The 25,075-nt window shown below is 67.6% G+C and carries 29 protein-coding genes and 2 pseudogenes; 10 read left to right on the forward strand and 21 right to left on the reverse strand.

All coding sequences use genetic code 11. From position 1 onward, the window contains the following. Positions 1-30: 30 nt before the first annotated feature. The 5 genes from ACLJPX_RS08500 to ACLJPX_RS08520 all read right to left on the reverse strand — a co-directional run bounded on the left by ACLJPX_RS08500 (position 31) and on the right by ACLJPX_RS08520 (position 4,337). Positions 31-942, reverse strand: coding sequence for a hypothetical protein (locus ACLJPX_RS08500; protein WP_410599552.1), 912 nt, complete (start codon positions 940-942; stop codon positions 31-33). 281 nt (positions 943-1,223) lie between these two features. Continuing rightward, positions 1,224-1,970: an ANTAR domain-containing protein gene (locus ACLJPX_RS08505; RefSeq protein ID WP_410599553.1), complete on the reverse strand. Its 747-nt coding sequence runs from the start codon at positions 1,968-1,970 to the stop codon at positions 1,224-1,226. Positions 1,971-2,012: 42 nt separating this feature from the next. Then, the gene (locus ACLJPX_RS08510; RefSeq protein WP_410599554.1) at positions 2,013-2,798 is read right to left on the reverse strand and encodes a GAF and ANTAR domain-containing protein; all 786 of its coding nucleotides are present in this window, start codon (positions 2,796-2,798) and stop codon (positions 2,013-2,015) included. 29 nt (positions 2,799-2,827) lie between these two features. Next, complete coding sequence (locus tag ACLJPX_RS08515; protein ID WP_410599555.1) at positions 2,828-3,577, reverse strand: GAF and ANTAR domain-containing protein; 750 nt, start codon at positions 3,575-3,577, stop codon at positions 2,828-2,830. Between the two features lie 16 nt (positions 3,578-3,593). After that, positions 3,594-4,337, reverse strand: a complete 744-nt coding sequence (locus ACLJPX_RS08520; RefSeq protein ID WP_410599556.1) for a GAF and ANTAR domain-containing protein — start codon at positions 4,335-4,337, stop codon at positions 3,594-3,596. 175 nt (positions 4,338-4,512) lie between these two features. Here ACLJPX_RS08520 and ACLJPX_RS08525 point away from each other — a divergent pair, with 175 nt between their 5' ends. After that, complete coding sequence (locus ACLJPX_RS08525) at positions 4,513-4,974, forward strand: SRPBCC family protein (protein ID WP_410599557.1); 462 nt, start codon at positions 4,513-4,515, stop codon at positions 4,972-4,974. Here the strand turns inward: ACLJPX_RS08525 and ACLJPX_RS08530 are convergent. Beyond that, positions 4,965-6,557, reverse strand: coding sequence for a phytoene desaturase family protein (locus ACLJPX_RS08530; protein ID WP_410599558.1), 1,593 nt, complete (start codon positions 6,555-6,557; stop codon positions 4,965-4,967). The two genes, ACLJPX_RS08525 and ACLJPX_RS08530, sit on opposite strands and share 10 nt — an antisense overlap. Positions 6,558-6,850: 293 nt before the next feature. On the opposite strand from ACLJPX_RS08530, the gene ACLJPX_RS08535 reads away from it, so the two are divergent. Further along, positions 6,851-7,042, forward strand: a complete 192-nt coding sequence (locus ACLJPX_RS08535) for a hypothetical protein (protein WP_410599559.1) — start codon at positions 6,851-6,853, stop codon at positions 7,040-7,042. Positions 7,043-7,056: 14 nt separating this feature from the next. Here the strand turns inward: ACLJPX_RS08535 and ACLJPX_RS08540 are convergent, their stop codons facing one another. Next, positions 7,057-7,461, reverse strand: coding sequence for an SRPBCC family protein (locus ACLJPX_RS08540; protein WP_410599560.1), 405 nt, complete (start codon positions 7,459-7,461; stop codon positions 7,057-7,059). 152 nt (positions 7,462-7,613) lie between these two features. Beyond that, on the reverse strand, positions 7,614-8,087 hold the full coding sequence (locus ACLJPX_RS08545) for an SRPBCC family protein (protein WP_410599561.1): 474 nt from the start codon (positions 8,085-8,087) through the stop codon (positions 7,614-7,616). Positions 8,088-8,369: 282 nt separating this feature from the next. Here ACLJPX_RS08545 and ACLJPX_RS08550 point away from each other — a divergent pair. From ACLJPX_RS08550 to ACLJPX_RS08560, 3 genes and pseudogenes are all read left to right on the forward strand, one after another. Further along, positions 8,370-8,733 (forward strand): annotated as a pseudogene (locus tag ACLJPX_RS08550) (FAD-dependent oxidoreductase); the annotation flags it as partial. A 72-nt stretch (positions 8,734-8,805) separates the two neighbouring features. After that, positions 8,806-9,087, forward strand: a pseudogene (locus ACLJPX_RS08555) (FAD-dependent oxidoreductase); the annotation flags it as partial. Then, positions 9,064-9,489, forward strand: coding sequence for a Rieske 2Fe-2S domain-containing protein (locus ACLJPX_RS08560; RefSeq protein ID WP_410600023.1), 426 nt, complete (start codon positions 9,064-9,066; stop codon positions 9,487-9,489). The pseudogene ACLJPX_RS08555 and the gene ACLJPX_RS08560, both read left to right, overlap by 24 nt. Positions 9,490-9,497: 8 nt before the next feature. On the opposite strand, the gene ACLJPX_RS08565 is transcribed toward ACLJPX_RS08560, so the two are convergent. The 3 genes from ACLJPX_RS08565 to ACLJPX_RS08575 all read right to left on the reverse strand — a co-directional run bounded on the left by ACLJPX_RS08565 (position 9,498) and on the right by ACLJPX_RS08575 (position 11,963). Further along, positions 9,498-10,385: an SDR family NAD(P)-dependent oxidoreductase gene (locus ACLJPX_RS08565; RefSeq protein WP_410599562.1), complete on the reverse strand. Its 888-nt coding sequence runs from the start codon at positions 10,383-10,385 to the stop codon at positions 9,498-9,500. Continuing rightward, entirely contained in the window at positions 10,382-11,569 is a 1,188-nt protein-coding gene (locus ACLJPX_RS08570; RefSeq protein ID WP_410600024.1) for a zinc-dependent alcohol dehydrogenase, read from the reverse strand. The genes ACLJPX_RS08565 and ACLJPX_RS08570 overlap by 4 nt, the downstream gene beginning before the upstream one ends. A 100-nt stretch (positions 11,570-11,669) precedes the next feature. Next, a complete protein-coding gene (locus ACLJPX_RS08575) occupies positions 11,670-11,963 on the reverse strand; it encodes a WhiB family transcriptional regulator (protein WP_410600025.1) in 294 nt (97 codons plus the stop codon). 373 nt (positions 11,964-12,336) lie between these two features. On the opposite strand from ACLJPX_RS08575, the gene ACLJPX_RS08580 reads away from it, so the two are divergent. After that, positions 12,337-12,627, forward strand: coding sequence for an iron-sulfur cluster biosynthesis protein (locus ACLJPX_RS08580; RefSeq protein ID WP_410599563.1), 291 nt, complete (start codon positions 12,337-12,339; stop codon positions 12,625-12,627). A gap of 94 nt (positions 12,628-12,721) precedes the next feature. On the opposite strand, the gene ACLJPX_RS08585 is transcribed toward ACLJPX_RS08580, so the two are convergent. Beyond that, positions 12,722-13,177: an STAS domain-containing protein gene (locus ACLJPX_RS08585; protein WP_410599564.1), complete on the reverse strand. Its 456-nt coding sequence runs from the start codon at positions 13,175-13,177 to the stop codon at positions 12,722-12,724. A gap of 393 nt (positions 13,178-13,570) precedes the next feature. On the opposite strand from ACLJPX_RS08585, the gene ACLJPX_RS08590 reads away from it, so the two are divergent. Beyond that, positions 13,571-14,173 (forward strand): sigma-70 family RNA polymerase sigma factor, encoded by a 603-nt coding sequence (locus ACLJPX_RS08590; RefSeq protein WP_410599565.1) that lies wholly within the window; start codon positions 13,571-13,573, stop codon positions 14,171-14,173. 73 nt (positions 14,174-14,246) lie between these two features. On the opposite strand, the gene ACLJPX_RS08595 is transcribed toward ACLJPX_RS08590, so the two are convergent. From ACLJPX_RS08595 to ACLJPX_RS08625, 7 genes are all read right to left on the reverse strand, one after another. Further along, the gene (locus ACLJPX_RS08595) at positions 14,247-14,468 is read right to left on the reverse strand and encodes a DUF6480 family protein (protein ID WP_410599566.1); all 222 of its coding nucleotides are present in this window, start codon (positions 14,466-14,468) and stop codon (positions 14,247-14,249) included. Positions 14,469-14,504: 36 nt separating this feature from the next. Continuing rightward, positions 14,505-15,566, reverse strand: coding sequence for an esterase/lipase family protein (locus ACLJPX_RS08600; RefSeq protein ID WP_410599567.1), 1,062 nt, complete (start codon positions 15,564-15,566; stop codon positions 14,505-14,507). Between the two features lie 2 nt (positions 15,567-15,568). After that, on the reverse strand, positions 15,569-16,603 hold the full coding sequence (locus ACLJPX_RS08605; RefSeq protein ID WP_410599568.1) for a fatty acid desaturase family protein: 1,035 nt from the start codon (positions 16,601-16,603) through the stop codon (positions 15,569-15,571). Between the two features lie 241 nt (positions 16,604-16,844). Next, positions 16,845-17,543, reverse strand: coding sequence for a maleylpyruvate isomerase family mycothiol-dependent enzyme (locus tag ACLJPX_RS08610; RefSeq protein ID WP_410599569.1), 699 nt, complete (start codon positions 17,541-17,543; stop codon positions 16,845-16,847). Beyond that, positions 17,540-18,349 (reverse strand): fumarylacetoacetate hydrolase family protein, encoded by an 810-nt coding sequence (locus ACLJPX_RS08615; protein WP_410599570.1) that lies wholly within the window; start codon positions 18,347-18,349, stop codon positions 17,540-17,542. The genes ACLJPX_RS08610 and ACLJPX_RS08615 overlap by 4 nt, the downstream gene beginning before the upstream one ends. Further along, on the reverse strand, positions 18,346-19,425 hold the full coding sequence (locus ACLJPX_RS08620) for a cupin domain-containing protein (RefSeq protein ID WP_410599571.1): 1,080 nt from the start codon (positions 19,423-19,425) through the stop codon (positions 18,346-18,348). Before ACLJPX_RS08620 ends, ACLJPX_RS08615 begins: the two co-directional genes overlap by 4 nt. Then, positions 19,394-20,659: an MFS transporter gene (locus tag ACLJPX_RS08625; protein WP_410599572.1), complete on the reverse strand. Its 1,266-nt coding sequence runs from the start codon at positions 20,657-20,659 to the stop codon at positions 19,394-19,396. Before ACLJPX_RS08625 ends, ACLJPX_RS08620 begins: the two co-directional genes overlap by 32 nt. Before the next feature lie 188 nt (positions 20,660-20,847). On the opposite strand from ACLJPX_RS08625, the gene ACLJPX_RS08630 reads away from it, so the two are divergent. The 3 genes from ACLJPX_RS08630 (at position 20,848) to ACLJPX_RS08640 (ending at position 22,900) form a co-directional block, all read left to right on the forward strand. Further along, positions 20,848-21,588, forward strand: a complete 741-nt coding sequence (locus tag ACLJPX_RS08630) for an IclR family transcriptional regulator (protein WP_410599573.1) — start codon at positions 20,848-20,850, stop codon at positions 21,586-21,588. 16 nt (positions 21,589-21,604) lie between these two features. Then, positions 21,605-22,510: a LysR family transcriptional regulator gene (locus ACLJPX_RS08635; RefSeq protein ID WP_410599574.1), complete on the forward strand. Its 906-nt coding sequence runs from the start codon at positions 21,605-21,607 to the stop codon at positions 22,508-22,510. Between the two features lie 138 nt (positions 22,511-22,648). After that, positions 22,649-22,900: a hypothetical protein gene (locus tag ACLJPX_RS08640; protein ID WP_410599575.1), complete on the forward strand. Its 252-nt coding sequence runs from the start codon at positions 22,649-22,651 to the stop codon at positions 22,898-22,900. 177 nt (positions 22,901-23,077) lie between these two features. On the opposite strand, the gene ACLJPX_RS08645 is transcribed toward ACLJPX_RS08640, so the two are convergent. After that, the gene (locus ACLJPX_RS08645; RefSeq protein WP_410599576.1) at positions 23,078-23,968 is read right to left on the reverse strand and encodes a LysR family transcriptional regulator; all 891 of its coding nucleotides are present in this window, start codon (positions 23,966-23,968) and stop codon (positions 23,078-23,080) included. A 494-nt stretch (positions 23,969-24,462) separates the two neighbouring features. After that, the gene (locus ACLJPX_RS08650; protein ID WP_410599577.1) at positions 24,463-24,921 is read right to left on the reverse strand and encodes a hypothetical protein; all 459 of its coding nucleotides are present in this window, start codon (positions 24,919-24,921) and stop codon (positions 24,463-24,465) included. Positions 24,922-25,075: the final 154 nt, after the last annotated feature.

Raw genomic sequence — 25,075 nt, forward strand, 5'->3', positions numbered from 1 at the left:
CAATGTGGAGTCGAGGGTGGAAAGGGTTCGTCAACTGGGATGGTCGTGGCCGTACTCGTCCGGCCACGGGACGGATTTCCGGTCGTCCGGTGGTGCTCGCCACGCCCGGTCCGTTCCGGGCATGCCCGTACCGGACTCGGTCACCGCGTACTCACCACCGTGCGATCCGCCCGAACTCGCCGACATCGAACCACCGACGCCGACGAAACCCGGCCCACTCGGCAAAGCGGGGCCGCCACCGGCCGGACCAGGAACCTTGACCACAGACACTTCACCGGAATGAGTCGTCTCCGGAGAAACCGGCCGTTCGCGCCCTGGAACCGACTGTCCGCGCTCTGCGGCGCGGGCCCAGGCCGAATCCGCACTCCCGACGAGTCCACTGTGGACTTCGATCGCGGGCGAGGGTGCCGAACCCGCGCTGACGTCGCTGCGCGACGCCGACCCGGACACAGCCGGCTGCTCCGACTTGGACGGTTCACCGTCCAGAGCCGTGATCACCCGTTCCGCGCCCACCGCGTGGGCGACCGGTTCGGTGACCGGAGCCAGCGAATCGAGCAATGGCCGTGTGACCGGCCCGGTTACCGGCTCGAGGACCCGCAGCACCGGCTCGGCAACCTTCGCGACCGGTCGTACCACCTGCGACAACACCGGCTCGACCGGCTTTGTCACCTGCTCCACCACGGGCGCCACCTCCGACGCCACCCGATGAACGGGTTTCGCAACCGATTCGAGGAGCGGCATCACGGGTTCGGCACCCGCGCCCACGACGTCACCGAGCAGACCTGAGCCGCCGGGTTCCGGAGACCGGTCCGACGCGTTCGCCGTCCCGGACAACAGAATCGACAGGAGAGCGAGACCGAACAACGCGCCTGTCACCACGAGCACTTGCCTCAGGACAATGAGGCCGTCACCGGACAAGGCTCGCGACTGGGAAGTATTCATCCATTTCACCCCCCTTCCGTGTCGGAACTTCACCTGTCATGGGGTTTTCGTTCCGAGGGGTGTCACCAGATTGGGGGATGAACAACCTTTTTTAATTGCCGTGCAAGGGTTTTCTACCGCTAAGTAGCGGGTAGGGTGCCGAATTCTTCAACGTTCGGCGCATTTTTCCACGAAGAGGTATCGCGAGGCAGCACAGAGTGACCAGGGAAGGGCGGGCCGCCGGCGGCGATATCGGACAGGGCCGGTCCACTGGAGGTCACCAGCGCGATGACAGCGTCCGGCTACGCGAGCTCGACGAGGGTCGGGTCCTCGACGAGGACGGCGGCCAGGTCGCGGATCTTGCGGTTCGTGCGTTGTGAGACATCGATGATCCAGGCGAAGGCCTCGTCGGCGTCGACTTCGCGTCGGGCCATCACGATGCCTTTGGCCGTGGCGATGACGTCGCGGGTGGTCAGCGCAGTCTGCAGGTTTTCGGCCAGGATCGCGGCACGTTCCCAGCGGCGCGCGGTCAGCACGACCGCGGAGACCGCGCCGGTGAACATGGTGACGAGCGCGGCTTCGACCGGGTCGAACGCCCCCTGCCGATCGCTCCAGACGTTCACCGCGCCCGCCATGGTGGCGACGGAATCCACTGAAGACGCCGTGGACCCGGCGTCGGGCAGCACCAGCGCACACGCCAGGACAGTCACGATTCCGGCCGAGGCGGCGGCGTCAGCGAACTCGGGCCACCGGCGCGTGGCTTCGGGGGCGTCGGCACGAACGGTGGTCACGGTGCGCAGGGCGTGCAGGCAAGGCCCGTCGTCGGCGTCGTACTGGGCACGGTCGAGATCCATGATGCGTTCGTCGGTGGTGGCGATCGTGCGCGGCCGGCCGTTCTCGATCAGCGTCACCGAGGCGGCGGTGGCGTCGGGCACCAACGAGACCACCCACACGCAGACTCGCTGGAGCACGGCGGGTACGGATTCGTTGGCGGTGAAGGTCTCGGTCAGCTCCCGCAACGCGGTCGCCGTGTCATCGGTCTGCGTCATGATCCCTCCCTGTCCCGCAACTCGGCGGCGTGGTGATCCGTCCTACGGTAGTGAGCTTCGACGGGGTTGCGGGTGCTTCAGGATCGCGGTCAGGTCCGCGGTGCCCCCTGCGACGGCGTGGGCGAGTTCGGTGAGCCGGTGGTGGTGAGTGCGGGCGTAGCCGCGTAGCCGGGTGAAGGCCTCGTCCATCGAGACCTGGCCGTGCTCGGCGAGCACACCCTTGGCCTGTTCGATCACGACACGGCTGTCCAGCGCGGTTTGCAACTGCCCGGTGAGCTGGTCCCCGCGTTCGATGCTGCGCTGCTGCAGGATGCCGATGGTGGCGACGTCGGCCAAGGCCTGCCCGAGTTCGATGTCGTCGCGATCCGGGCCGCCGATACCGGTGTCCAAGAGCGTCATGACGCCGACGACCTGGTCTCGCAGCCGCATCGGCAGGGCATGGGCGGCGCGGAACCCGCACTCCGCGGCCGCGGCGGTGAACCTCGGCCAGCGGTGTGTCTCCGCAGACAGGTCCGCGCTGGACACCGGGGCGCCGCTGCGGACGCAGTCGATGCACGGCCCGTCATCGGTCTGCACCGCGAACAGCCCCAGCAACTCGGCTCGTTGCGAGGAGGTGGCCACGACCTGCAGGCCCCCGTTGGAATCGAGCAGGATCACTCCGGCCGCGGAAACACCGAGCAGGTCGACGCATTGCTCGGTGAGCATGCTCAGGAAGTCGGCGATGTCGAAGTCGGCCACCAGGGTGTCGGCGAGGCTGACGAACGTGCGGGACACCTGTCGCTCACGGTCATGCGACGTTTGCTGCAACGAGTCCGGGGTCTGGGACATGAGCTGCGCTCCTCTGTCTTCTCACGGGGTCACGACCGGGAGACATCGGTCGGGGCGGTCAGCAGGGTGTGCGGATCCAGGGCCATGGTCGCCACATCTCGCGCGATATCGGACAACCGGCGGCGGTGCGCGTGGGCGTAGCCGCGCAGCGCGAGGTACGCCTGGTGCATGTCCAACCCGCCGGCTTCGGCCAGAACACCCTTGGCCTGCTCGACGACGGTGCGGTGATGCAAGGCCGCTTGCAACTGCTCGGACACGATCTCGTCGTGCCGGATCGCGCGGTGCTGCAGGATCCCGATGGTGGCGATGTCGGCGAGCGACTGGCCCAAGGCGACACTGGTGTCGTCGATGGCTACCGGTTTGGTGCCCAGCAGCGTCAAGGCGCCGATGACGTCGTCACGGAGCCGCATCGGCACCGCACACGCCGCACGGAAGCCCGCGTTGACCGCCGCCGGCGCGAAATCGGGCCATCGTTCGAGGTCGGCGGAGAGATCGGCCGAGGCCACCATCACGCCGCTGTCAACGCAGTCCAGACAAGGGCCCTGCTGGGTTTGCGCGGCGAAGACCTCGATCAGCTCGGCCTGTTCGGACGACCCGGCCGTGGGCCGCCATCCGCCTCGCTGATCGGACAGGATCACCGCGGCGGCGTCGACGTTGAGCAAGTCGACGGCCCGTTCGGTGAGCAGACCGAGGAAATCGAGCACATCGAAGTCCGCGACCAATGTGTCCGCCAACGACACGAACGTGTCGGCGACTTTTTGCTCCCGGTCGGTGGTCATCTCGTGGGACTCTCCCTCAGTGGGCATTGTTGCCGTCCTCGGTATCGGTGAAGCGCAGGGAACGCTCGACGACCTGTTGGGCGACATCGGCCAGGGGAACGCCGTGGGTGAAGGCATAGCCGCGGAGTCGCATCAACGCCACCTCCGTGGTCGAACCCAGCTGGACCTGCACCATCCCCGCTGCCTGATGCACCTGGACGTGCGGATCCGCCAGCCAGCTCACATCGTCGACGCTGTGCCCGTCCAGGTCGTCCACGACCCCTTGGGTGGCCAGGTCGCTCAGGATCAGCGCGTCGGCCAGTTCGACCCGGGTGAGGGGGCCGGCCGTGTCGCGATAGAGATCCAGCGATCCCAGCCGCGCCACCCCGACCTGCAACGGGAAGGAGAACACCGCCGCCGCGCCCAGCTCGCACGCGGCGGGCGTGAACGCGGGCCACCGCGCCAGCTCCGCCGCCAGATCGGCGACCAGCACGGGTCCGCCGGTGGCGAAGGCGTCCAGGCACGGCCCTTCTCCCACAGTGAGCTGTAGATCTTCCAGTCCGGCGCTCACCGGATTCGTCGCATGCACCAGACCACGGCTCTGACGCCTGTCGCCATTGCCGTTTCCAGTGGGCATCTCGGCCAGCACGGTCGCCCCAGCGCCGGTGACGGACAACTCCACCACACAACGACCGCACGCCAGGCTCACCACCGAAGCAGGCGTGGCGGCACGGTCGGCGGCCAGCAGCGCTTGCAGCCGCTGACGCCGGTTCTCCACCATCGGTCCTCCCTGGCGCTAGACCTTGTGGATACCCGGAGCGTACGGCCCTCACACCCACGCGGCCGTTCGGAGGCTTCTCGCAAGAGGACCACCGAACCCAGCCGGTCCCCGACAAGGCTTCAAGCCGCGTCGGCGGGGTACTCGGGCTCTGCCACCCCCGAAACAGGAGGACACCGTGATCGAGGTCAGCCGCATCATCGATGTACCACCGGACGTCGTTTTCGTCGTGCTCGCCGACGGCTGGAACTACGCGGGCTGGGTGGTCGGCAGTTCCCATATCCGTGACGTCGACGAGGACTGGCCCGCCGTCGGGTCGCGGATCCATCACAGCGTCGGGCCGTGGCCGCTGCACATCCAGGACGTCACCGTGGTGAAGGCCGTCGAACCCGGCACGTTCCTTTCCCTCGAGGCCAGGGGCTGGCCTTTGGGCGCCGCGGAGGTCAGGCTCACCCTTCTCCCCCATGGCGAAGGCAAGACCGAGGTCCGGATGGCGGAGGAGGTCACTCGAGGTCCTGGCAAGTTCCTGCCGGAGGCGGTCCAGGCGCTCATCGCCAAGCCCCGCAACACCGAAGCCCTCGCGCGGCTGGCCGATCTGGTGACCGGGAAGCACGCGAACCGGAAGGCCGCTCAGTCGTAGACCGCCCGGTTCGCGGCGCGGATCACCGCCGCGTAGCCACCGCCGAGCCGACCGGCCCGCGCCAGCGCGGCGCGGGCCGCGTTGGCTCCGGGGCCGCCGTGGACCGCTCCTCCCGGATGGGCGGCGGATCCCGCCAGGAACAGGCGGTCCACCGGGGTGTCCGCGCGGCCGAGGCCCGGGACCGGGCGGAAGAACAACTGCTGGTGAATGGCCGTGGTGCCGCCGTTGATCGCGCCACCGACCAGGCCGGGGTCGTGGCCTGCCAGTTCGAGCGGCCCCTGCACGTACCGGCCCTGGATCAGGTCGAGGAAGCCCGGCGCGTTCACCTCGACCGTCTTCTCGATCCTCGCGACCTGCCGGTCCAGTGCCTTCCGGTTTTCCATGACCCCGCGCGGCACGTGGGTGTACGCCCACGCGGCTTCGGTGCCCGGAGGTGACCGGTCCGGGTCGCTCGTCGTCATCTGCCCGAACAACAGGAACGGATTGCGCGGGCTCCGGCCGCGAACGAGGTCGCCGCCGAACACCGACAGGCCGTCCAGGTCGGTGCCGAGGTGGATCGTTCCCGCTCCGCGAGCGCCCTCGGCCTTCCACGGAACGGGGCCGGACAGCGCCCAGTCCACCTTCACCGTGGCGCTGTCCCACTGGAACCGGCCGAGATCCTCCAGCAGCCGGGACGGAAGCCATTCCGGCGCGACCATCTCGCCGTACAACGTCGGCGCCGGTACATCCGCGAGGACGGCCTTGCGTGCCCGGATCGGATCGCCCGCGCTGTCGCGCACCCCCATCGCACGCCCGCCCGCGACCAGTACTTCCGTGACAGGACAACGACATCGGATCTCGCCGCCACGAGCGACCAACCGCCGCACCAGTGCCGCGGTCAGTTCTCCCGCGCCGCCGGCCGGCACCGGAAATCCGGCGTCCTGGCCGATCATCGCGAGCAGCCAGCCGAACACGGCGCTGCCCGCGTTGTCGACGGAAAGGTCGCTGTGCGCGGCGTTCCCGGCCAGCAGCAACCGTGCCCCTTCGCCTTCGAAGAGTTCTTCCCCGAAACGGCGCGCGGGCAACGTGAGCATCCGGGCCAGGCGCAGCGCGTCGGCGGTCCCCGTGTGCCGCAGCAGCCGCAGAGCCGGGCGCACCGGCGGGAACGGCGTGAACAAGGCGTCGAGCAACGGTTCGCGAATGTCCTGCCACTGCGCGAAAAGCCGCTTCCAGGCGGCGCCGTCTCCCGACGCGAACTCGTCGGCCGACGCCGCCGTTCGCTCGATGTCCCGTGAGAGCACCGCGCACTTGTTGTCGGGCAAAACGTGCGCGAGCACTTCGGGAGCGTGCCGCCAGCGCAGGCCTTGCTCCTCCAGATTCAGCCCCCGGATCACCGGCGAGACCGCGGTGAGCGGGAAGAAGGCGCTGCAGAGGTCGTTGCGGAAGCCCGGCTCGGTGACTTCTTCGGTCCGCACCGCGCCGCCCGGCTTGTCCGCCTGTTCCAGCACCAGGACCGACCAGCCCTCGTCGGCCAGGAGGTTCGCCGCGACCAGGCCGTTGTGGCCGGCGCCGATGACGACCGCGTCGAAGACTTCCGTGCTCATCCGAGCCTCTCGATCATCAGGTTGCCAGGATTGCGATGGGTGACTGGGCCTCGACCGGGCACACGAACGGAGCCGGGGCAGAAGTCCGTCACGCTCACGGCGTCGTGGCGGGGTTTCCCTCCCAGTGCGGTCGCGAAGTCTCCGCACAACGGAGACTTACCCGGCCGGACGGGGATGAAACCTCGCTCTTCCAGCCGTCCGCGAGGTTTGCCTGCTGATCACCGGGGGTATTTCGGGGTCATCAGGTTCGCCCCAGCCCCGGCGGCACGAGTCCGTCCAAGTGGGGAGCGGCCATGACGATCGAGACCGGCGATCCGACCACTCGCGAGGCGGTGCGCGTCGAATCCGGTGCCGGAATGACACAGGCCTTGGACAGATACCTGGCCACGGGATACGACATCGAGAGCGCCCGCGACGGCTGGGTTCTGCTGCGTGGCCCGCGCGGCCGTCTTGTCCTGACCGTCGGACGGCCACGGACATCTTGAGCCTGCTGGAGTTCTCAGGTCCAGCCCTGCTGATGTTCTCCCGCCTCCCGGTCTGTTTCGGCGGCGGCTCGCTGCGTCAGCGTGGCGACGGCCTCGGCCAAGACGCGTCGCACGTTCTGCCCGCCTTCACGGCCGGTGTGAAAACGTATCGAGACCTCGCACTGACCAGCGCCGCGCTCTTCGACGCTCAGCCTGCCATGGTCATCACCTTCATCAGGTGAACCCCAGCGCAGTGTCTTCGCGTGCCGATCGGCTCGTAACCATGCCTCGCCCTCGGCCTCCACAGGGACTTTGGCACCACTCACGCTGAATGCTTCGGTCAGCTGAGCCAGGTTTCCGGGATCGGCGAGGTACGCGAACAACTTGTCCGCCGGAAGCATGACCTCGGCGGTGTGCTCGAAAGACGGCATCGCCGTCATCTCCTTCCAGGGAATACTGGGAACTTCCAGAAAGCAGGCGCGCGACCGGTCCCCTTCGAGAATGGCCCCTCACGAAGGGAAACCGGCCGCTCTGCGGCGACGGGCCTCCGGAGCGGAGCCCGTCGCGGCCTTCGGTTCCGCGAAAGCGGAAGTCAGCTCGGCTGCTGGGGTGCGCGATCGATGTCACCGCGCCAGGAACCGGTCGCGTGACCGTCCCGGTTCTCGATGAACGTCTTGAAGCGGTCCAGGTCGCTTTGGACGCGACGGTCGATGATGCCGAGCTTGTCGGCGACGTTCTCCACGAATCCCTCGGGATCGATGTCCATCTGCACCGTGACGCGCGTACGGACGTCATCGATGCGATGAACGGTCACCACTCCGGCGTGGTTGGGACCTGAGACAGACTGCCAGGCGACCCGCTCGTCGGGGTGCTGCTCCGTGATCGTCGCGTCGAACTCACGGGTCACACCGCCGATACTGGTCGTCCAGTGCGTATGCGTGTCGTCGATCTGGTCGATCCGCTCGACGCCTTCCATGAACCGGGGGAAGTCCGAGAACTGGGTCCACTGGTTGTACACCGCCGGAACGGTGGCCTCGACGTCGACGGACTTGATGATGGCGCTCACGGCGACAACTCCTTGAAGTGGTGGTTCGTTTTGCGGCACCTGAGTGCACGGGCCTCTCCTGGCTACCCGCCCAGCGCAAAGGCAAACCGATCCATATTCGACTCACTTCGGGAACGGTCGTCCCGCCGCGACCGCGCGGAGGAGCGGCCAGGCAAGTCCGCTACGACTGCGGAGACCACCGCGACACGCCCTCCGTCCAGGGCGCGCTGGTGTCGGTCAGCGTGCCGCCACCGTCGTTCTCACCGGGCGATGGCGCGTCGTTTCGATCCCGGCGGGCCAGGTATGCGCCGAAGGACACTCGTCGAGGCCGAAACCGTCGGTAGCGGGGCGAGCGGCAACAACACCGCGAAGGTGACCGCGCTGCAATCCACGAAGTATTCGACCTTGACCAGGTCTCACAGCGCCTCGACCGTGGCCGCCTACGCGTCGGCCGCCACAGCCGGTGTGGAACTCCTGTCCACATCGGCCGAACCGTTCGACTGCGACGTGCGGCGCGCTCCGGCGGCGACCTTCGCCCTGACCGAGGCCGAACGCGACATCGTCCGCTCCGAAGCGGACGCGGCGGTGAAAGCCGGACTCGCGGTGGAGTGGGCCGAGGAGTTGGATCTGCCCTTCCCCACCTACGGCGCCGTCCGCCTGCACGATCAACTCGTCCTGCATCCGGTGAAGTACCTACGGGGGCTCGCGGCCGCGTTCGTCGCGGAGGGCGGGAAGTCCTTCGTATTCCTTCGGCCGCCACGGCGGACACCTCGTCCTCGGCGGCCAGAGTCATCCGGTCGGAGACCGCGGCGTCGACTTCGAGCGCTATACCGCCCTCACCGACTTCGCCCAGAAGTACTTCGACGTCGCCGAAGTAACCCACCGCTGGTCAGCGCAGGATTCACACGCCTACGACGGCTTGCCCATGGTCGGCTCCTATCTGCCGGGCGCTTCGCGACTGTGGGTCGCGACAGGATTCGCCAAATGGGGCCTCGCCATGGCCACGATCGGCGCCGAGGTCCTCGCCGATCGCGTCAGCGGTGCCGGGAATCCGCACGCCGCCCTCTTCTCCCCCCATCGGCTCGGTCTCCGGAACGTTCCCGCGCTGGTTCGGCAGAACACGAGGACCGCCAAAGACCTCGTCGAAGACCGGCTGTCTCCTGTGGACGAACACGACACCGCCGAGATCCCGATCGACGAGGCACGGGTCCGCCGTGACGGAGCCGGCAAGAAGGGCGTGTTCCGGGATCAGGCGGGCGCCCTGCACGCGGTCTCGTTGCGGTGCACCCACCTGGGTTGCCTTCTGCGCTTCAACGGAGCCGAACGCAGCTGGGACTGCCCCTGCCACGGCTCTCGATTCGACGTCGACGGCGCGGTGCTCGAAGGACCCGCCGTCGAGCCACTCCCCCAGCGCGATCCCTGAAGCACCGCTCAGTGCGGCTCCGGCCAGTGCCCGTGTACGCGTTCACGCGCGGGCGCCGGCCGGTGCACGTTGCCCACCGTGGGCTCCGAGCGTCCGCGGCTGAGCGCGGCCAGCCGGAACAGAGGGCCGACCAGCCTGTCGTAGAGCAGCGGCAGGAGCCGGAATCCGGCGATGACAAGCGGATTCCCCGGCCCGACCGGCACGGACACGTGTCTGCGGGGCCGGTCGGCCAGCCGGACGATCGCCGCGGCCACCCGTTCCGGGGCGAGGACCGGCCACGGCGGCCGAACGACCCGGCCGGAGTAGTTGGCGGCCTGGTAGTAGATCGGGGTGTTGATACTTCCGGGACTCACGATGCAGACGTGGACCCGGGGTTCGTCCCGCGTTTCTTGTTGCAGGGTGCGCAGCACGGCACGCTGTCCCCATTTCGACGCCGCGTAGGCACCCATCTGCGGGACGGTGACCGGGCCGAGCAGCGAATTGACCCCGATGAACGTGCCCGTGCGCTGTCTGCGCAGCACCGGGAGAACCGCGCGGCTCAAGTGGACGGTGCCGTGTACCGCGGTGTCGACGACGGCGGTGAACACGTCCGCCGGCATCGCCTCGACGGTGCCGTAGGCCATCACCGTCGCGGTGTGCACGACGACGTCGACGCACCCGTGCCGGTCCAGCGTCCGCGCGACGATCCGCTCGGCGGCCGCCGGATCGCCGATGTCTTCGACAACGGCGTCCACTTCACCGCTTCCCGCGTCCCGGCAGGCCGTTTCCGCGGCTTTGAGCGCGTCGGCGCTGCGCGAGACCAGCACCAGGTCGTCATCGAGGGCGGCGAACGCGATCGACGCCGCCAGTCCGATCCCGCTGCTGGCACCGACGACGATCACGACCCGGCCGGTCAAGGGTTGAGCACCACCTTGACGCAGCCGTCGAGCTTGTCCCGGAACATCTCGTAGCCGCTCGCGGCTTCGGCGAGGGGAAGGTGATGCGTGGTGAGGTCCAGCGCACCGAGCGGGTCGGCCGGGTCGAGCAGCAACGGCAGGATCTCGTCGGTCCACTTCCGCACGTGGGCCTGGCCCATGCGCAACTGAATGCCCCGGTCGAACATCTCCATCATCGGCATCGCGTCGAGTTCGCCGCCGTAGACACCGGAGATCGACGCCGTCCCGCCTCGTCGCACCCCCTTCACGGCCGCGTGCAGAGCGCCGAGCCGGTCGACGGCCAGCTTGTCGGTCACCTTCTGGGCGAGCGCGTCCGGGAGGAGACCCATGGCCTTCTGCGCGGCCGCGACGAGTCGTCCGCCGTGGGCTTCCATCCCGACGGCGTCGATGGTGGCGTCCGGGCCGCGGCCGTCGACCAGGTCGATCAACGCGGCGGCGACGTCGTCGACGTGATCCAGGTTGACGGGTTCGGCCCCGTACCGCGCGGCGAGCGCGAGCCGCTCCGGTACCCGGTCGACCCCGATGATCCGGCCGGCCCCGAGGTGGGCGGCGATGCGGACGGCGAACTGCCCGACCGGACCGAGGCCGAGGACCGCCACCGTTCCGCCGGGTGGCACGTCGGCGTAGCGGACGGCCTGCCAAGCGGTCGGCAGGATGTCGGACAGGAACAGGAACCGCTCGTCCGGAGTGCCCTCCGGGACGACGATCGGCCCGAACTGGGCCTGCGGTACGCGGAGGTACTCGGCCTGTCCACCCGGGACGGAGCCGTAGAGGGAGGTGTACCCGAAAAGGCTCGCGCCTTTGCCCTGATCGCGGACCTGAGTCGTTTCGCACTGCGCGAAGAGGCCACGGCCGCACATCCAGCAGTGACCGCACGAGATGTTGAACGGCACCACCACGCGGTCCCCCACCGACAGGTGACCGGCGGCGCCGGAACCCACTTCTTCGACGATGCCCATCGCCTCGTGACCGAGTACGTCACCCGGCTTGAGGTACGGGCCCAGCACACCGTAGAGGTGCAGGTCCGAGCCACAGATCGCGGTCGAGGTGACCTTGATGATCGCGTCGGTCGGTTCTTCGATGCGCGGATCCGGCACCTCGGTGACCTGAACCTTTTCGTTTCCTTGCCATGTCAACGCTTTGATGTCGACTCCCGGGTTCGTGATTCCAGGCGACCCCGGACGAGGCCGACTACGGACGGCATACCCTCGCTCACCGGCGCCAAACAGGCTGTCGCGGCTGCGATCAGGCGGTCGCCGATTCGCGTCGGCGACTGAGGGCCGCTGCTCGTTCAGCGACCGTCAGGCCGCCCCAGACGCCGTAAGGTTCCTGTACTGCCAAGGCATGCGCACGACACGACTGGATCACCGGGCAACGGAAACAGACCGCCTTGGCGCGGCTGTCGCGGCGATCTACCGCCTGACCGCGTTCGTATTCCGGATGAAAGAACATGTCGCTGTCGAGCTCGCGGCACGCGGCGTCCATCTGCCAATCCCAAATCGTCGTGATCGGGCGGGGCAACCGGCTCACATCGACCATGACGACCCACGAAAGAACAAGAAAATATACGGCGCGGCGAAACCTCGCGAAGACGAACGCATGTCGACCGGCCTCCTCGAGGCACAGCTTTCCCGGGCGAGTGCCGCCATGGACCGGGGCGGTGGCGCGAGCCGGAACGGTCACGGCCGCCCACCGGCGCGCCGCGTGCCGAGATCGACAGCTCGACCAAATCACAGCGTTGCACAAGCGATTCACTCCGACAAGAGGTGCGATGTGTGAGATCACCGCCGAGGGGTATCCGCCCGTCAGTCGATGCCGGAACGGTATCCCTTTCCGGCACCCCGACGAAACAGCACAACGATTCTGAGCCCGCCCCCACCGGTTCGGAATCCGACGACAGACAGGATCAATGATGTTCACGGTGACCGAGTCCGCCATTGAGGCGATCACCAAGCTGGTGCAGGCAGGGGACGTGCAATCCGAGGGAGGCCTGCGCCTGTCCCTGGACGGCCTCCCCGAAAACGGGGCGAAGATGGACGTCGAGGTCGCCGCCCGACCGGCCCCGGGTGACGACGTCATCGCGACCGCGGGCACCCAGGTTTTTCTCGCCCGCGACACCAGGGTCCGTCTGACCGACAAAGTCCTCGACGTCCGCAAAGACGTCAACGGGCACTACACATTCCTCATCACGTCAGAGCTCTGAGTCCGCCCGGCGCCGATGGGCGGGGACCCCGCAGCAGGTCCGGCTGCCGGCCGGCCGGAATTGCGCGGTCACTCGCCTGACCGCGGTGGACGGGTCAGTGCCGCGCCATCTCTCGCACCGCGTCCGCCAGCCGCGGATAGACCGGCACCCGCACATCGACGGCGAACAGCCGCAAAATCCGCAGCACCGACGACCTGGCGGTGACCAGACCGATCCGACGGCGCTCGGCTCGCGCGCGGGCGGAGGCGGTCTCGAGCACGCGCAGCCCCGCGGCGCCGAGGAACGTGACCCCGGCCAGGTCGATCACGGTACTGGCGGGCAAAGGCTGGTTCAGATTCCGTTGCAGCAACGGGGAGGTGGTCACGTCCAGCTCGCCGGACACGGCGAAGATCAGCAGGTCGGCGGAGTAAGCGTGCTCGACAACTCGCGTCGGCCCGAAGACGACGGGCTGAGCGTAGAAGCCGAGGCAGTCACCGGAGGTCGAGGCCTCGAGAACCCTGGCGGCCTGTTCGTGATCGAGTCGCGCCGATGGCTGAAATGGAGAGGTCATGAGGATCTCCCGGGGAAGCGGGACGACGCGGAACCTCCGGACGGGACCAGCACGGCATGCAACGGCCTCGCGGTAGCGCGTCGCCAAGCCGCACGTCGCAAGAGCGCGGACGGTGCGGCTGCGGATATTGGCGTCGGTCACGCGAAGCTGGGTCTGGAACCCCACGCACCTTCATCATAACCCCGTTGGGGGCTTCTCACAGTGCTCACACCAGGGGTTTCTGAAGATTGAATCGATCGTGCATCGTTTCCGGTGGGCCTTGGACCACCATCGTGGGACCCGATGGTCCCGGCACGACGGGTTTAACGACTGATCACCGGGGTATCCAGCGGCGACAAGGGCTGCCCCAGTCCCCGGCGGTGTAGATCTACCCGTCCATTGGGGAGCGGCCTGGTGACCGACATCGACAATCCGGCACTCTGTCAGATTCTGCTGCAGCGAGCAGGGCACGGCGATACCGCCGCCTTCGCGGAACTATACGACCGCACCTCTCACAGTGTCTTCAGGTTTGTTCGCAGCATCCTGACCGACGCGAGCGCGGCCGAAGACGCCACCCGAGAGGTGTACTTGCAGCTGTGGCGCACAGCACCCCGCTACGATCCCGGCCACGGCGAACCGTTCACCCTCTTGATGACCATGGCACGCACCTACGCGCGCGATCAGGTCGGAGACGCCACGCCCCGTGACGGGGCATCAGAACCACCACCGCGCCCCGCCTCCACCGGGTGCGCCGCCAGACTCGTCGAGCAGTGGGCGTGCAGTCACCTGCTGACCGAAGTTCCCCTCGAGTCCCGCGAGGCCCTCGTCCTGGTGTACGCCCGCGGTCGGACGCCGGCGGAAGTCGCCGAGCAGATCGGCATCCCGGTGGCCACGGTGATCACACGGCTGCACGATGCCTTCTCGGCTTTGCGTCAGCAGGGCTGCGACCACCCCGATACTGCTTCGTCCCAGGCCGCTACGCCGAATCAGTCTCGACAGCGAGAGGACGCGCGGTGACCGCCGGGGCGCTGATGTCACTGACATCACCCACGGAAGATCAGGGCGTTCTCCATCGGCCGGCGGCCGGAGACTAGAACAGGTCGAAGGCCCTCACGATAAAGAAGCCGCCCACGCCCAGGACGACGACTCCAATGATGATGATCGTGATGATCGCCGGCAGCCGGGACGGAATCGGTTGCGGGTGGGACAAACCCGAGGTCTGTCCGGCGTCCGGCGGGGTGTCCCCGGGCTGGACGGAGCCGCCTGGCTCCAGGCCGGGAACGTCTTGTGGTTCTGGTCCGGGTGCAGTCATGATGCTCGATTCTTCTCGGTGATCGGTTCCGGCCGGTCAAGAGCGCGGGATGGATCTCAAGTAGTCGTCGGCACACAACCACTCGAGGAGTGTCGTGTACACGAGGTCGTCGCGGAGCAGGGCGAAGTGATTGAGCCCGCCGAGCCAGACGATCTCGGCGGGCTCCGTCAGTTCCTCGGGCAGAACGGGCGTTACGAGCAGATCGCCGATCAGCCGGCCCCACGTGCTTCCTTCCCGCCGTGACAACGTGGCTGACACGAAAAGGCGGCGGATGCCCAACGAGGGCGAGGGGTCGGCTGTCGATGACAGGTGCGGTTCGGTGGCCCATTGCCGTCGGTGCACGTAGCCGTGCGCGAGGTCCTGGATGCCGTTGCTGCGCAGAGCGAACAGTTTCGTCAGAGGAGCGGTCACCGTCGTTTTGCCGAACAGCGCCGTCAACTGCGCGACGCGCCGTTCCAGCGGCGCGCCGCTGTGCGGTGTACCCAGGCACACCAGCCGAGTCACGACGGACAGCCATGACACGTTCCGTTCCTGTGCCTGATACAGGGCGCTTCGTGCCACGAGGCCCCCCATCGAATGTCCGATCAGGACGATCTCGGCGACGGGAACCGGCCACGCGGCCACCAGCCTGGAGAGCAACGCGACCAACTCGGCCCCGTTCTCCGAGACGTGGCGCCCGGAGTTGTAACGCACGTACACCGGGCTACTGCCGAAGTCATCCGCCAAGCGGGCTCCGAAGTCGCCCTCGGGCGCGGACCCGCGAAACCAGCCGAGTTCGGTCTCGACCAAGCCGTGCAAGAACACCACCACGCGACCTGTCGCCCGGGGGAAGGCCGCGGCGAGCGAACGCCGGTCGAGCCCGACCGGTCGCCGCCCGACGCGGACGGTCATCCCCTGACGCGCCCCTCGCTCCAGTGCCGATGTGCCCCTGCCGAACAGGCCGTCGGCGACACCGACGAGGTGATGTCCGGTAACCGATTCGAGCGCCGAACTGGCCCAGTAGTCCCGTGTGAGCACGAGAGGCAGCCTGGAGGTCGCCAGGGCCAAAGCCCTCGCGCCGTCCAGGAAATCGTTCAGCGTCGAAATCGCCCTCTTCATCATCAGCTGGTCGCGCGGAGCGGCGCGCTGACGTCGCGCAGGTGCCGCAGGACATGCCGGTAGGTCGTCATCAGCCCGCATTGGGCGTAGTCGATCTCGTGTGTGGCACAGAAGTCACGGACCAGAGGCTGCGCGCGGCGCAGGTTGGCGCGCGGCATGCTGGGGAACAGGTGGTGCTCGATCTGGTAGTTCAGCCCGCCGAGTGCGAAGTCGACCCACGGGCCGCCGCGGACGTTGCGGCTGGTGAGCACCTGCTTGCGCAGGAAGTCGACCTTGGTCTTGTCGGTATAGGTGGGCATGCCCTTGTGCCCGGGCGCGAACGAGCAGCCCATGTAGACACCCCACAACCCTTGGTGGACCGCGATGAACGCGACCGCCACCGGCGGGGACATCACCAGGAACACCGCGCCGAGATAGCTGCCGAGGTGCGCGACCAGGAGTACCGCTTCCAGCCTGCGGGCCTTCACGTCGCCGTGCCACACGGCCTGGATGCTCGCCCAGTGCAGGCTCAGCCCTTCCAACAACAGCAGCGGAAAGAACAGCGCTGCCTGATGTTTCGTGGTCCAGCGCACGAACCCGCTCTTCTCACCGGACTGCCGCCGGGTGAAGGCGAGCAGGGGGATGTCGATATCGGGATCGTCGTCTTCGTGGTTGGGGCTGGCGTGATGGCGGGTGTGTTTGCCCATCCACCAGCCGTAGCTGATGCCGACGATACCGCCGAAGGCATAGCCGATCCGGTCGTTGGCCCGCCCGGTGCGGAAGATCTGGTTGTGTCCCGCGTCGTGGCCGAGAAAAGCGATCTGGGCGAACATCACCGCGAAGAACACCGCCGAGGCGAGTTGCCACCACGAGTCCCCGAGCAGCACGAACGCCACACAGCCTCCGGCCAGAGCCAGCAGTGTCAGGCTGATCTTCACCGCGTAGTAGCCGTATCGGCGATCGAGCAGGCGTTCTCGCCGCACCAAGCGGGCGAGATCGGCGAAGTCGTTACGCGAGGCCGCGCGAGCCTCGCTGTCGAGGTGAGCCGGTAGCGTCACCGAAGAGGTAATCATGGCGTCCCTTCGCCGAAGTCGTGCGGCGCCGGGGCTGGGGCGACCAGTACTACAATCCGTGGGTTCCCCGGGTGATCCGTGCTGAAACGGAAAGTCGGCCCGGAAACACGACGGCCGACCCCAGCCGGTCACACGGCTCCTCGAGTTCCTCAAACGTTCACTCGCCCACCGCGAACTGATCGAATACTCCGAGGCGTCAGGAACGTGGCGAAAGTGGATGGCGGGGTCAGATCCAGGGCTCCGGTATCCACAATGGACCGCCGTCGGCCCGGCGGACACCGTCGTCTCCCCGGCCGGTGAGCCAGCGGGCGAGGGAAGGCGCGGAACCGAAGACCTCGTCCGCTCCCGGACCGGGCCGGACCCGGCCGGTCGCGACGTCGACGAGGGTCGGTGGTTCCTCGCCTCGCGCCATCCTGCTGGTGAGCACGTCACCGATCAGGGTGTCGAGGAAGTCCCGCGGCATCGAGGCGAAGGTGATCCCGGCATCGAGATCGGCGGAGTGGATCCAGACCTCGCGCGCCCGCAGCCAGCATGTCTCGGAGACGAAGAGCTCTCGTCCGGTCGCGCTCCGGACGAGGGTGCCCCAGGCCCGTTCGGGGAGTTCGTCCCAAGTGGACTCGAGGTCGGCGGCCGAATGCCGGGCGAGGTAGGACAACGCTTCCGCGGGCACCGTCGCGGCCTGTTCGATTTCCTCGGCCCTCGCTCGCGGTGACGAGTACATCGGCGTGACCTCGCCGGTGCGGCCCCAGTACGCGAGCCGTCCCAGTGCCCGCGCGTTGCAGCCCACGTGGGCGACGACTTCCCGGCGACGCCAGCCCGGCAAGGCCGACGGCGCGTCGAAGCCGCTCTCGGTCAGCGCGCCGACGGCCCGCAGGAACACCGCCGTTCCGTCCCGCACCCAGGCCCGGGTCGTCTCCCTGTTCACGAGACCCTGTTCTCCATGCTGCCGATCCCCGCCACACCGGTGGTGAGGACGTCCCCGGCGGTCAGGTACCGGGCCGGGCTGCTCGCGTGGCCCACTCCGCCCGGCGTTCCGGTGGCGATGATGTCGCCCGGCCGCAGGGTGAGGATGCCCGAGATGTAGGAGACGAGCCTGGCAGGCGAGAACACCAGGTCGTCGATGCGGGCACGCTGGACGACCTCGCCGTTGAGCGCGCAGGTCAGTTCGGCGGACGGGTCGAGTTCGTCCGGCGTGACCAGCACCGGGCCGAGCGGGGCGGTGCCTTCGAAGGTTTTGCCCTGCAGCCATTGCGGCGTCCGGTACTGGTGTTCGCGCATCGTGACGTCGTTGATGACGGTGTATCCGGCGATGGCCTCTTCGGCCTCGTCGACGTCCACCCAACGGACCTTTTTCCCCATCACCAAAGCGAGTTCGGCCTCCCAGTCGACCTTCGGCGCGTCCGGCGGCAGGCGTACCGGGTCGTAGGGCCCCACCAGCGCTTCCGGGTACTTGGCGAACAACGTCGGGTAGTCCGGGAACTCCCGGCCCATCTCCCGGATATGCGAGCGGTAGTTCAGCCCGACGCAGATGATCTTGCCGGGCGCCGGGATCACCGGCGCGTAGTCCAGTGCCGTCGCGTCGAGCACTTCTCCGGTGGCGCGTGCCCTTCTCCACGACTCGTCCTGGAGCATCCGGCCGACGTCGAGGGCGTCGAGCAGGAAAGCGCTGCCGTTCTCGATGCGGGCCGCGGCCGTCGCGCCGCCGGGCAACCTCACCGTCGCGAACTTCATGGCTGGGACTCCTCTGTGACGAAGGTGCGGTGCTGGTGCAGGCTTTCGAAGATCGGCGCGTCGCCGAACCGGAAGAGGTCGAGCGAGCTGTGGGCGAGGATCCGCCAGGGCACCCAGGACGGGACCACGACCAGGTCGCCGGCACCCACGTTCCACCGGTGCGGGCCGACCTCGATCTCGCCGTCTCCGCCGAACACCTGCCAGACCGAGGAGCCGACCTCGCGGCGGAGCGCGGTGGCCGCCCCCGGGCGCAGTCGGTGGAACTCGATCCGGATCGTCGGCATCACGTCCTTGCCGGTCGCCGGGTTCGTGCACCGGACGGCGGCATGGCCCGGCTCGACGACGCCAGGCTGTCCTTCGCTTTCGAGGTCGAGTTGGGCGGCGAGGGCCCGATCGGTGTTCTCCCAGCGATACGCGGCCAGCGGTGACGACGGCGGGTTCCGCGGCAGGGACAGCGGCCGCAGTCCGGGATAGGCCCACAGCCGTTCCGATCGCGAGGTCGCCGGCGTGCTCCGGTCGGTGACCCGGTCGGCCCCGAACTCGAAGAACGCCGTGTCCATGGCGTGGGCGAACGGGATGTCGAGACCATCGAGCCAGGCCATCGGGGTGGCGCCGGTGTTGTGGTGGCCGTGGAAGTGCCAGCCCGGTGTCAGCAGCAGGTCGCCCTTCGCCATCTTCACCGGGTCACCGTTGACGACGGTCCAGACGCCTTCGCCGTCGATCACGAAGCGGAAGGCGTTCTGGCTGTGCCGGTGTTCGGGCGCCTCCTCCCGGGCCCCCAGGTACTGGATCGCCGCCCAGAGCGTCGGAGTCGCGTACGGCTTTCCGGCGAGACCCGGATTGGCCAGCGCGATCGCGCGGCGTTCCCCGCCCCGGCCCACCGGGACCAGCTCCCCCGCGGCTTCGGCCAGCGGCAGCAGGTCCGCCCAACGCCACAGATGGGGCACGGCCGCGGGCCTCGGGGCGAACGGCATGAGGTCGTCCCGCTGAGTCCACAAGGGAGTGAGGTGGCGGCGCCGGATCCCGGCGTACAGCTTCTCCAGGTCAGCGCGGAGTTCGGGACCGGACATGGACATCGGCTCCTTCGTCGGTCGATACGATTTCGAGGTCGCCGGTGCGGTCCAGCCGGGAGGAGAACGCGAGCAGGACCATTCCGGCCGCCGTCGTCGCGGCGAAGAGCAGGAAAGAGGCCCGGACGCCCGGCCCGGCCGCCAGGATCACCCCGCCGACGGCGGGGGCGGCCACCGCGCCCAGCCTGCCGAGACCCAGCATCCAGGCCAGGCCGGACGCCCGGAGTTCATCGCGGTAGTAGATGGCGACCGCGGCCACCACCAGGCATTGCGTCCCGTGCGTACCGACGCCGACCACCAGCAGCAACGGATAGGTCAGTGTTCCGGCGGGCAGCACGGCCAGCCCGATCAGGGCCGCCGAAGCCAGACCGCACAGCACGGAGGCCATCCCGGTGGGCGAACGCCGCGCGAACCCGGCCACCACGATCGCGCCCGCGGCCGCGCCGAGGCTCAGCACCAGCAGGAAGGTCAGCGAAGAACCCAGCCGGAACCCCTGGTCGATCATCATCTTGGGCAGCCAGGTCATCAGCCCGTACCAGCTGAACAACGTCACGAACGCGGTCAGCGGGAACAGGATGGCCGCGCGCCTGCGCCCGTCGCCGAGCAGTTCCCGGACCTTGTCCACGGCCCGGCTCGCCCGCGGCGGCACCGGCGATTCCGGGAGCAGCGACAACGCGAGCGGGAACACGATCAGCGGGCCGGCCAGCGCCAGCCAGAACATCCCCGGCCAGCCCGCCAGTGCGATGACCGGCGCACCGAGCACGGCGGCGACACTGCCACCGACCGGGACGCCCGAGAGCATGGCGGCCGAGATCAGCGATCGCCTCCGGAGGCCCGCCACCTCGTTCACCAGCGCGCTCACCGCCGGGATCAGCGCGCCGAGCCCGGTCCCGGCCAGGAACCTCAGGACGCCGAGGGAAAGCGGCCCGGTGGCGAGGGCGCACGCCGCGGTGAAGAGCGAGAAGCACAGGAAGCTGGTGAGGACGGTGCGCCGCCTGCCCCAGCGGTCGGCCAGCGAGCCGGACGCCAGCGCTCCGGCGAACATCCCGAGAAAGGCGAGGCTGCCCACCAGCCCGAGCGTCGCCGGGGTCACCTCCCAGGCCGGATCGGCCAGCAGCGAGGGGACGACGGTGCCGTAGACGACGAGGTCGTATCCGTCGAACACCACCATGGCCCAGCAGATCAGCACCACGGTCGCGCTCCGGCGGCGTTTGGCGCAGGCACCCGGTTGCGTGTTCATGCTGCCGACGTTAGGTCGGCGGAATCCCAGCCCGAGAGCGAATTCTGCACAGCGGAATCCAGCCCTCGCCCACTCGCGATTCCCCCGGGTGGTGTTTTATCCCACAGCCGCATGAGCACCCTTTCCATCCCCTGTTTGAGTGGTTGACAGTGTTTTTTCACCCGGTATCGGGAATATGCTTTTCTGCCATGAGGAATCGTCCGGCGTACGCCATCGAATCGGTGGACAACGCCCTGTTGCTGGCGACGTTGCTGCAACAGGAGAAGTCGCTCGGGGTGTCCGAGGCCGCCGAACGCATCGGCGTCTCGGCCTCCACCGCGCACCGGCTGCTCGCGATGCTCGTCTACCGCGAGTTCGCCGAACAGGACTCGCTGCGCCGCTACCGCGCGGGCAAACTGCTGCGCCCCACCAAGGTCGCCGAGACACCGGCGGCCACCCTGCGGCGGGCGGCCATGCCGCATCTGCGGCGCCTCGTCGACTCCGTGCGCGAGACCGCCAACCTGATGATCCTCGGCGGTACCGAGGTACACCTCGTGGCCACGGTCGAATGCGATCGGCTTCTTCGCGTGAGCGACCGTGCCGGCCGTTCGATGCCCGCGCACATCTCCTCCGGTGGCAAGGCGATTCTCGCGGCCCTGCCTCCCGGTCTTCTTCGCGAACGATACGAACGCGTCGATCCGGGACTGCCCGGCGAATTCGAACGCGAACTGTCCCTCGTCCGCAAACGTGGTTTCGCCATCAACGACCAGCGCACGGAGGACGGGCTGACCGCGATCGGGACCGTGCTCCGGCATCCCGAGGACGGGCCGGTGGCCGCGCTCGCCCTGGCGATGCCGACCACCAGGTTCCAGCGCGACCGCTTGTCCGCCTGGACGGAGGCCATGTTCGGGACCGTCCGCGCCATCGAAGACGACCTCCAGAGCAAGTAACCGGTACGGAGCGACCTTGGAACTCAAACAACTTCGGTACTTCCTCGCGGTCGCCGAAGAGCTCCACTTCAGCCGCGCCGCCCAGCGGGTCGGCATCACCCAGCCCGCGTTGAGCTCGCAGATCCAGCAGCTGGAGAACGAACTCGAGGTCGTGCTGATCAACCGCACGAGCCGTCAGGTCTCCCTGACCGAGTACGGCGAGGCCCTGCTGTCGCACGCGCAGCACGTCCTGGCGGCGTCGGACAGCACCGTGCAGCACATCAGGGACATGAAGCTCGGAGCGAACACCAGGCTGAAGGTCGGGACACTGCCCGCCGGGGCCAACGGCCCGCTCCCCGCGATTCTCCGCAGGCTGCAGGAACAGAAGCCGGGACTCCTGGTCGAGCTGTACTACTTCAACCACAATCTGGAACAGGAAAGAAAGCTCCTGTCCGGCGAGCTCGACGTCTCCCTGCTGCGCACCCTCCCGCAGAGCAGGAGGCTCGCCACCGAGAAGGTCTTCGACGAATCCTTCTCCGCGTACCTGCCACTGACGCATCCCTTGAGCCGACGGGAAAGAATCTCCCTCGCCGAGTTGCACGATTCCCTCTTCATCTGGCCGAGCAGCGGGGACACCGGGTTTCGCGAGCTCACCTTGGCGGCCTGCCGGAGGCACGGATTCGCACCGAAGATCGGCGGCTACGCCGACAGCATCCACGGCCATGTCTGCCTGGCGGCCGCCGGACTCGGCGTCAGCGTCGTGGCCAACTCCAACACCGTGCTGGGCCGTCCCGACATCGCGATCGTCCCCCTCGACGACGGCGACATTCGCGCGTCTCTGCACGTGGCCTATCGCAAATGGGACGAATCCCGGCCGGAGATCGACAGCTTCCTGCAGTGCCTGCGGGAATTGCGAAACACTTTCACTTACGACAACCCATAGCATTCCCTTCTCGCCATCGATGGAACAATAGGATTTTCCCACTCGCCCACCCTTCGAGACGGTCGGTATTCTTCAGGGCGTCAACCGTCCAGGACTTCTCCGAAAGTGGAATCAGGCACCTTGAAGGAATGCGTGCATGTGGACGATCCGATGTGGATATTCGACCAGGAGCCCGCGGAGTTCGACGTGTTCGAAGTCTTCCTCGACCGCTTCTTTCTCCCTGTTTGCCAGGTGATCAGCCGCAGGACGACGAATGAGGACGTCTTCGAACGGATCGTCACTCACATCTTCGCCGAGGCCTGGTCCCGGTTTCAGGCCGATGGCGGCACTTCGCCGTCGAAGTTCATCGAAGCCATCGCGGCAGGGGTCTCCGAAGAGGCGCTCAAGTAGCCGTCACCCGGGTACCCGACGCGACAGCGGGATACGTTCCGAACCGAATTTCCGCCGCCTTCGCGGGGGCGGCGATCTGAATGATCATGGGAAAGACGGTCCCACAAGGAGTCGGCCGGATGAAGTACCCGGCCCATCGGCATCTCCGATGGTTCGCGACGCCCGGGCTATCGTTCATCACGGCCTGACGGCACCCGGCAGGAAGTTCAGGAACTTCTCGATCGCCGGGTTGTTCTGGTGCCATTTCCGGTACACGACGAAGAGCGAGGCTTTGAGCTCACCCGGCACGAGCGGAACGCGTACCGTGCCGTCGCGCCGGATGGAAGTGTTCGTATCCGCCAGCACCGCGACCCCGAGGCCGGCCGCGACCATCGCGAGCTGCCCCATGGGGCTGTCCGCCAGACCGCGGACCCTGGGACTGAAGTTCCTTCCGTCGAGGGCCTTGCAGATCAGTGCGTGCAAACCCATTTCGACGTCTTGTGGTGCCGAAACGAAGACCTCTTCACGGAGGTCCTTCAAGGACAACACCGATCTGCCCGCGAAGCGATGATCGCTCGGGAGGTACACCGAGAACGACTCTTCCAGCACCTTCGTCACTCTCAAGGACGGGCTGCACGACGGCTCCCGCAAGAAGGCGAGATCCAGCGACTCTTCCACCACCGCCTTGATCTGTTCGGCACTGCCGCCGTAATGACGAAGGTCCACCAGGATGCCCGGCTCGGCCGCACTCAGCTTGCCGAGCAGGCTCGCCAGCGGGCCGTTCACGCCGGCGGGCATGGAGCCGATCCGCAGCCGCCCCGAAACACCCTCGCGCAGGTCGCCGATCGCCTGCTCGGCACGCTGGATCTGATTCAGGATGGCGCGGGCGTAGGAAAGCAGCATCTCACCGGCCGTGGTCAGGGAGACCCGTCTGCTGGTCCGGCTGATGAGGACCGTGCCCAGTCCGTTCTCCAGTTGCCGGATCTGCCCGCTGAGCGTCGGCTGGGAGATATTGAGTCTCGACGCGGCCCGGCTGAAGTGTAATTCTTCGGCGAGAACGGTGAAATAATAGACTTGCTTGATCTCCACGCCTGACCCTTACTTACCGATAAAACGACAGCCGGCCACAATGCCGGGACATGGCACCACCAGCCCGAGTTCAGATCTCCGGCGGCGTGGATTTACCCATTGCCGATGAAGCATAGGACACGGCCGAACCGAAGATCCACACCGTCACGATTTCGCGGAGCACCCAAAGTGGAAGACCGGAGGCCGGACTTCCGTTATTCGGGTGTCCTCAGCCTGTTCTTAGGCGTGCCAAACTCGCCCTTTGCGTCAATGATCGCCTGCCATGGCAACGATTCGACACAAAGCGGACCAATCGTTCCCCCGACGATGGGTGCCCGAACCAGGATCGGCGGACACCCACCGGGAACCGCACTTTGAATATCAATTGTTCTTCACTATGGGAGTAAAAGGACTCCCTATTGATTGCTCACCCGCACGGGGGAGGATCGTCCCGCACCGTGGGACACGGAAAACGAGCGTCCGCTTCGGCCGGCCCGGGACGCCGCCGTTCGGCATCACGGCGCCGCGACGATCAGCTCCACGGACCGAGGGGCCGCGTCGATCCGGCTTCCGTCCCTGGCGGCCCAGTAGCCCCCTTCGAGGCTGAACTCCGCCTCGACCTCGTAGTCCCCCGCGAACTCGACCGGGAAGGACACCGCCGTTCCGGCGGCGGCGGACCCGCTCGTCGAGAAGCGCACGGTCCGCCCGTCCCCGACGGTGACCCCGTCCTTCATCAGGATGATCGAGGCGGTGATTCGCGCGGGCGACCGATTGCCGTACCACCTGCCATCGCGACGGTGCCAGAAGTCCGAGATATCCGGAGTCGCCACGACCGTGCCGATCCGGCCATCGGACGCCCGTCCGGGAAAGTATTCCGCACAGATCCTCGACTCCATCCGCTGCAAACCGTTACCCGAGACGGTGACGGCCTGATCGCATTGCCGCTCCGAGGCGGCCGCGGCGGACCCTCCCACGAGAATCGGAACCCAAGCGACAGGCAGCACGGAAATGGCGACCGCGAATCCACGAAATATCCTCACCGGTCTTCTTCTCAACGCGATTCCTTCTCCCCTGCCCGTATACGACGACAACAGTTGTTCAGCTGCCTGTAACGCTACGGGAACCCAC

The sequence above is a fragment of the Amycolatopsis sp. lyj-90 genome (assembly GCF_046549035.1).
GTDB lineage: Bacteria > Actinomycetota > Actinomycetes > Mycobacteriales > Pseudonocardiaceae > Amycolatopsis.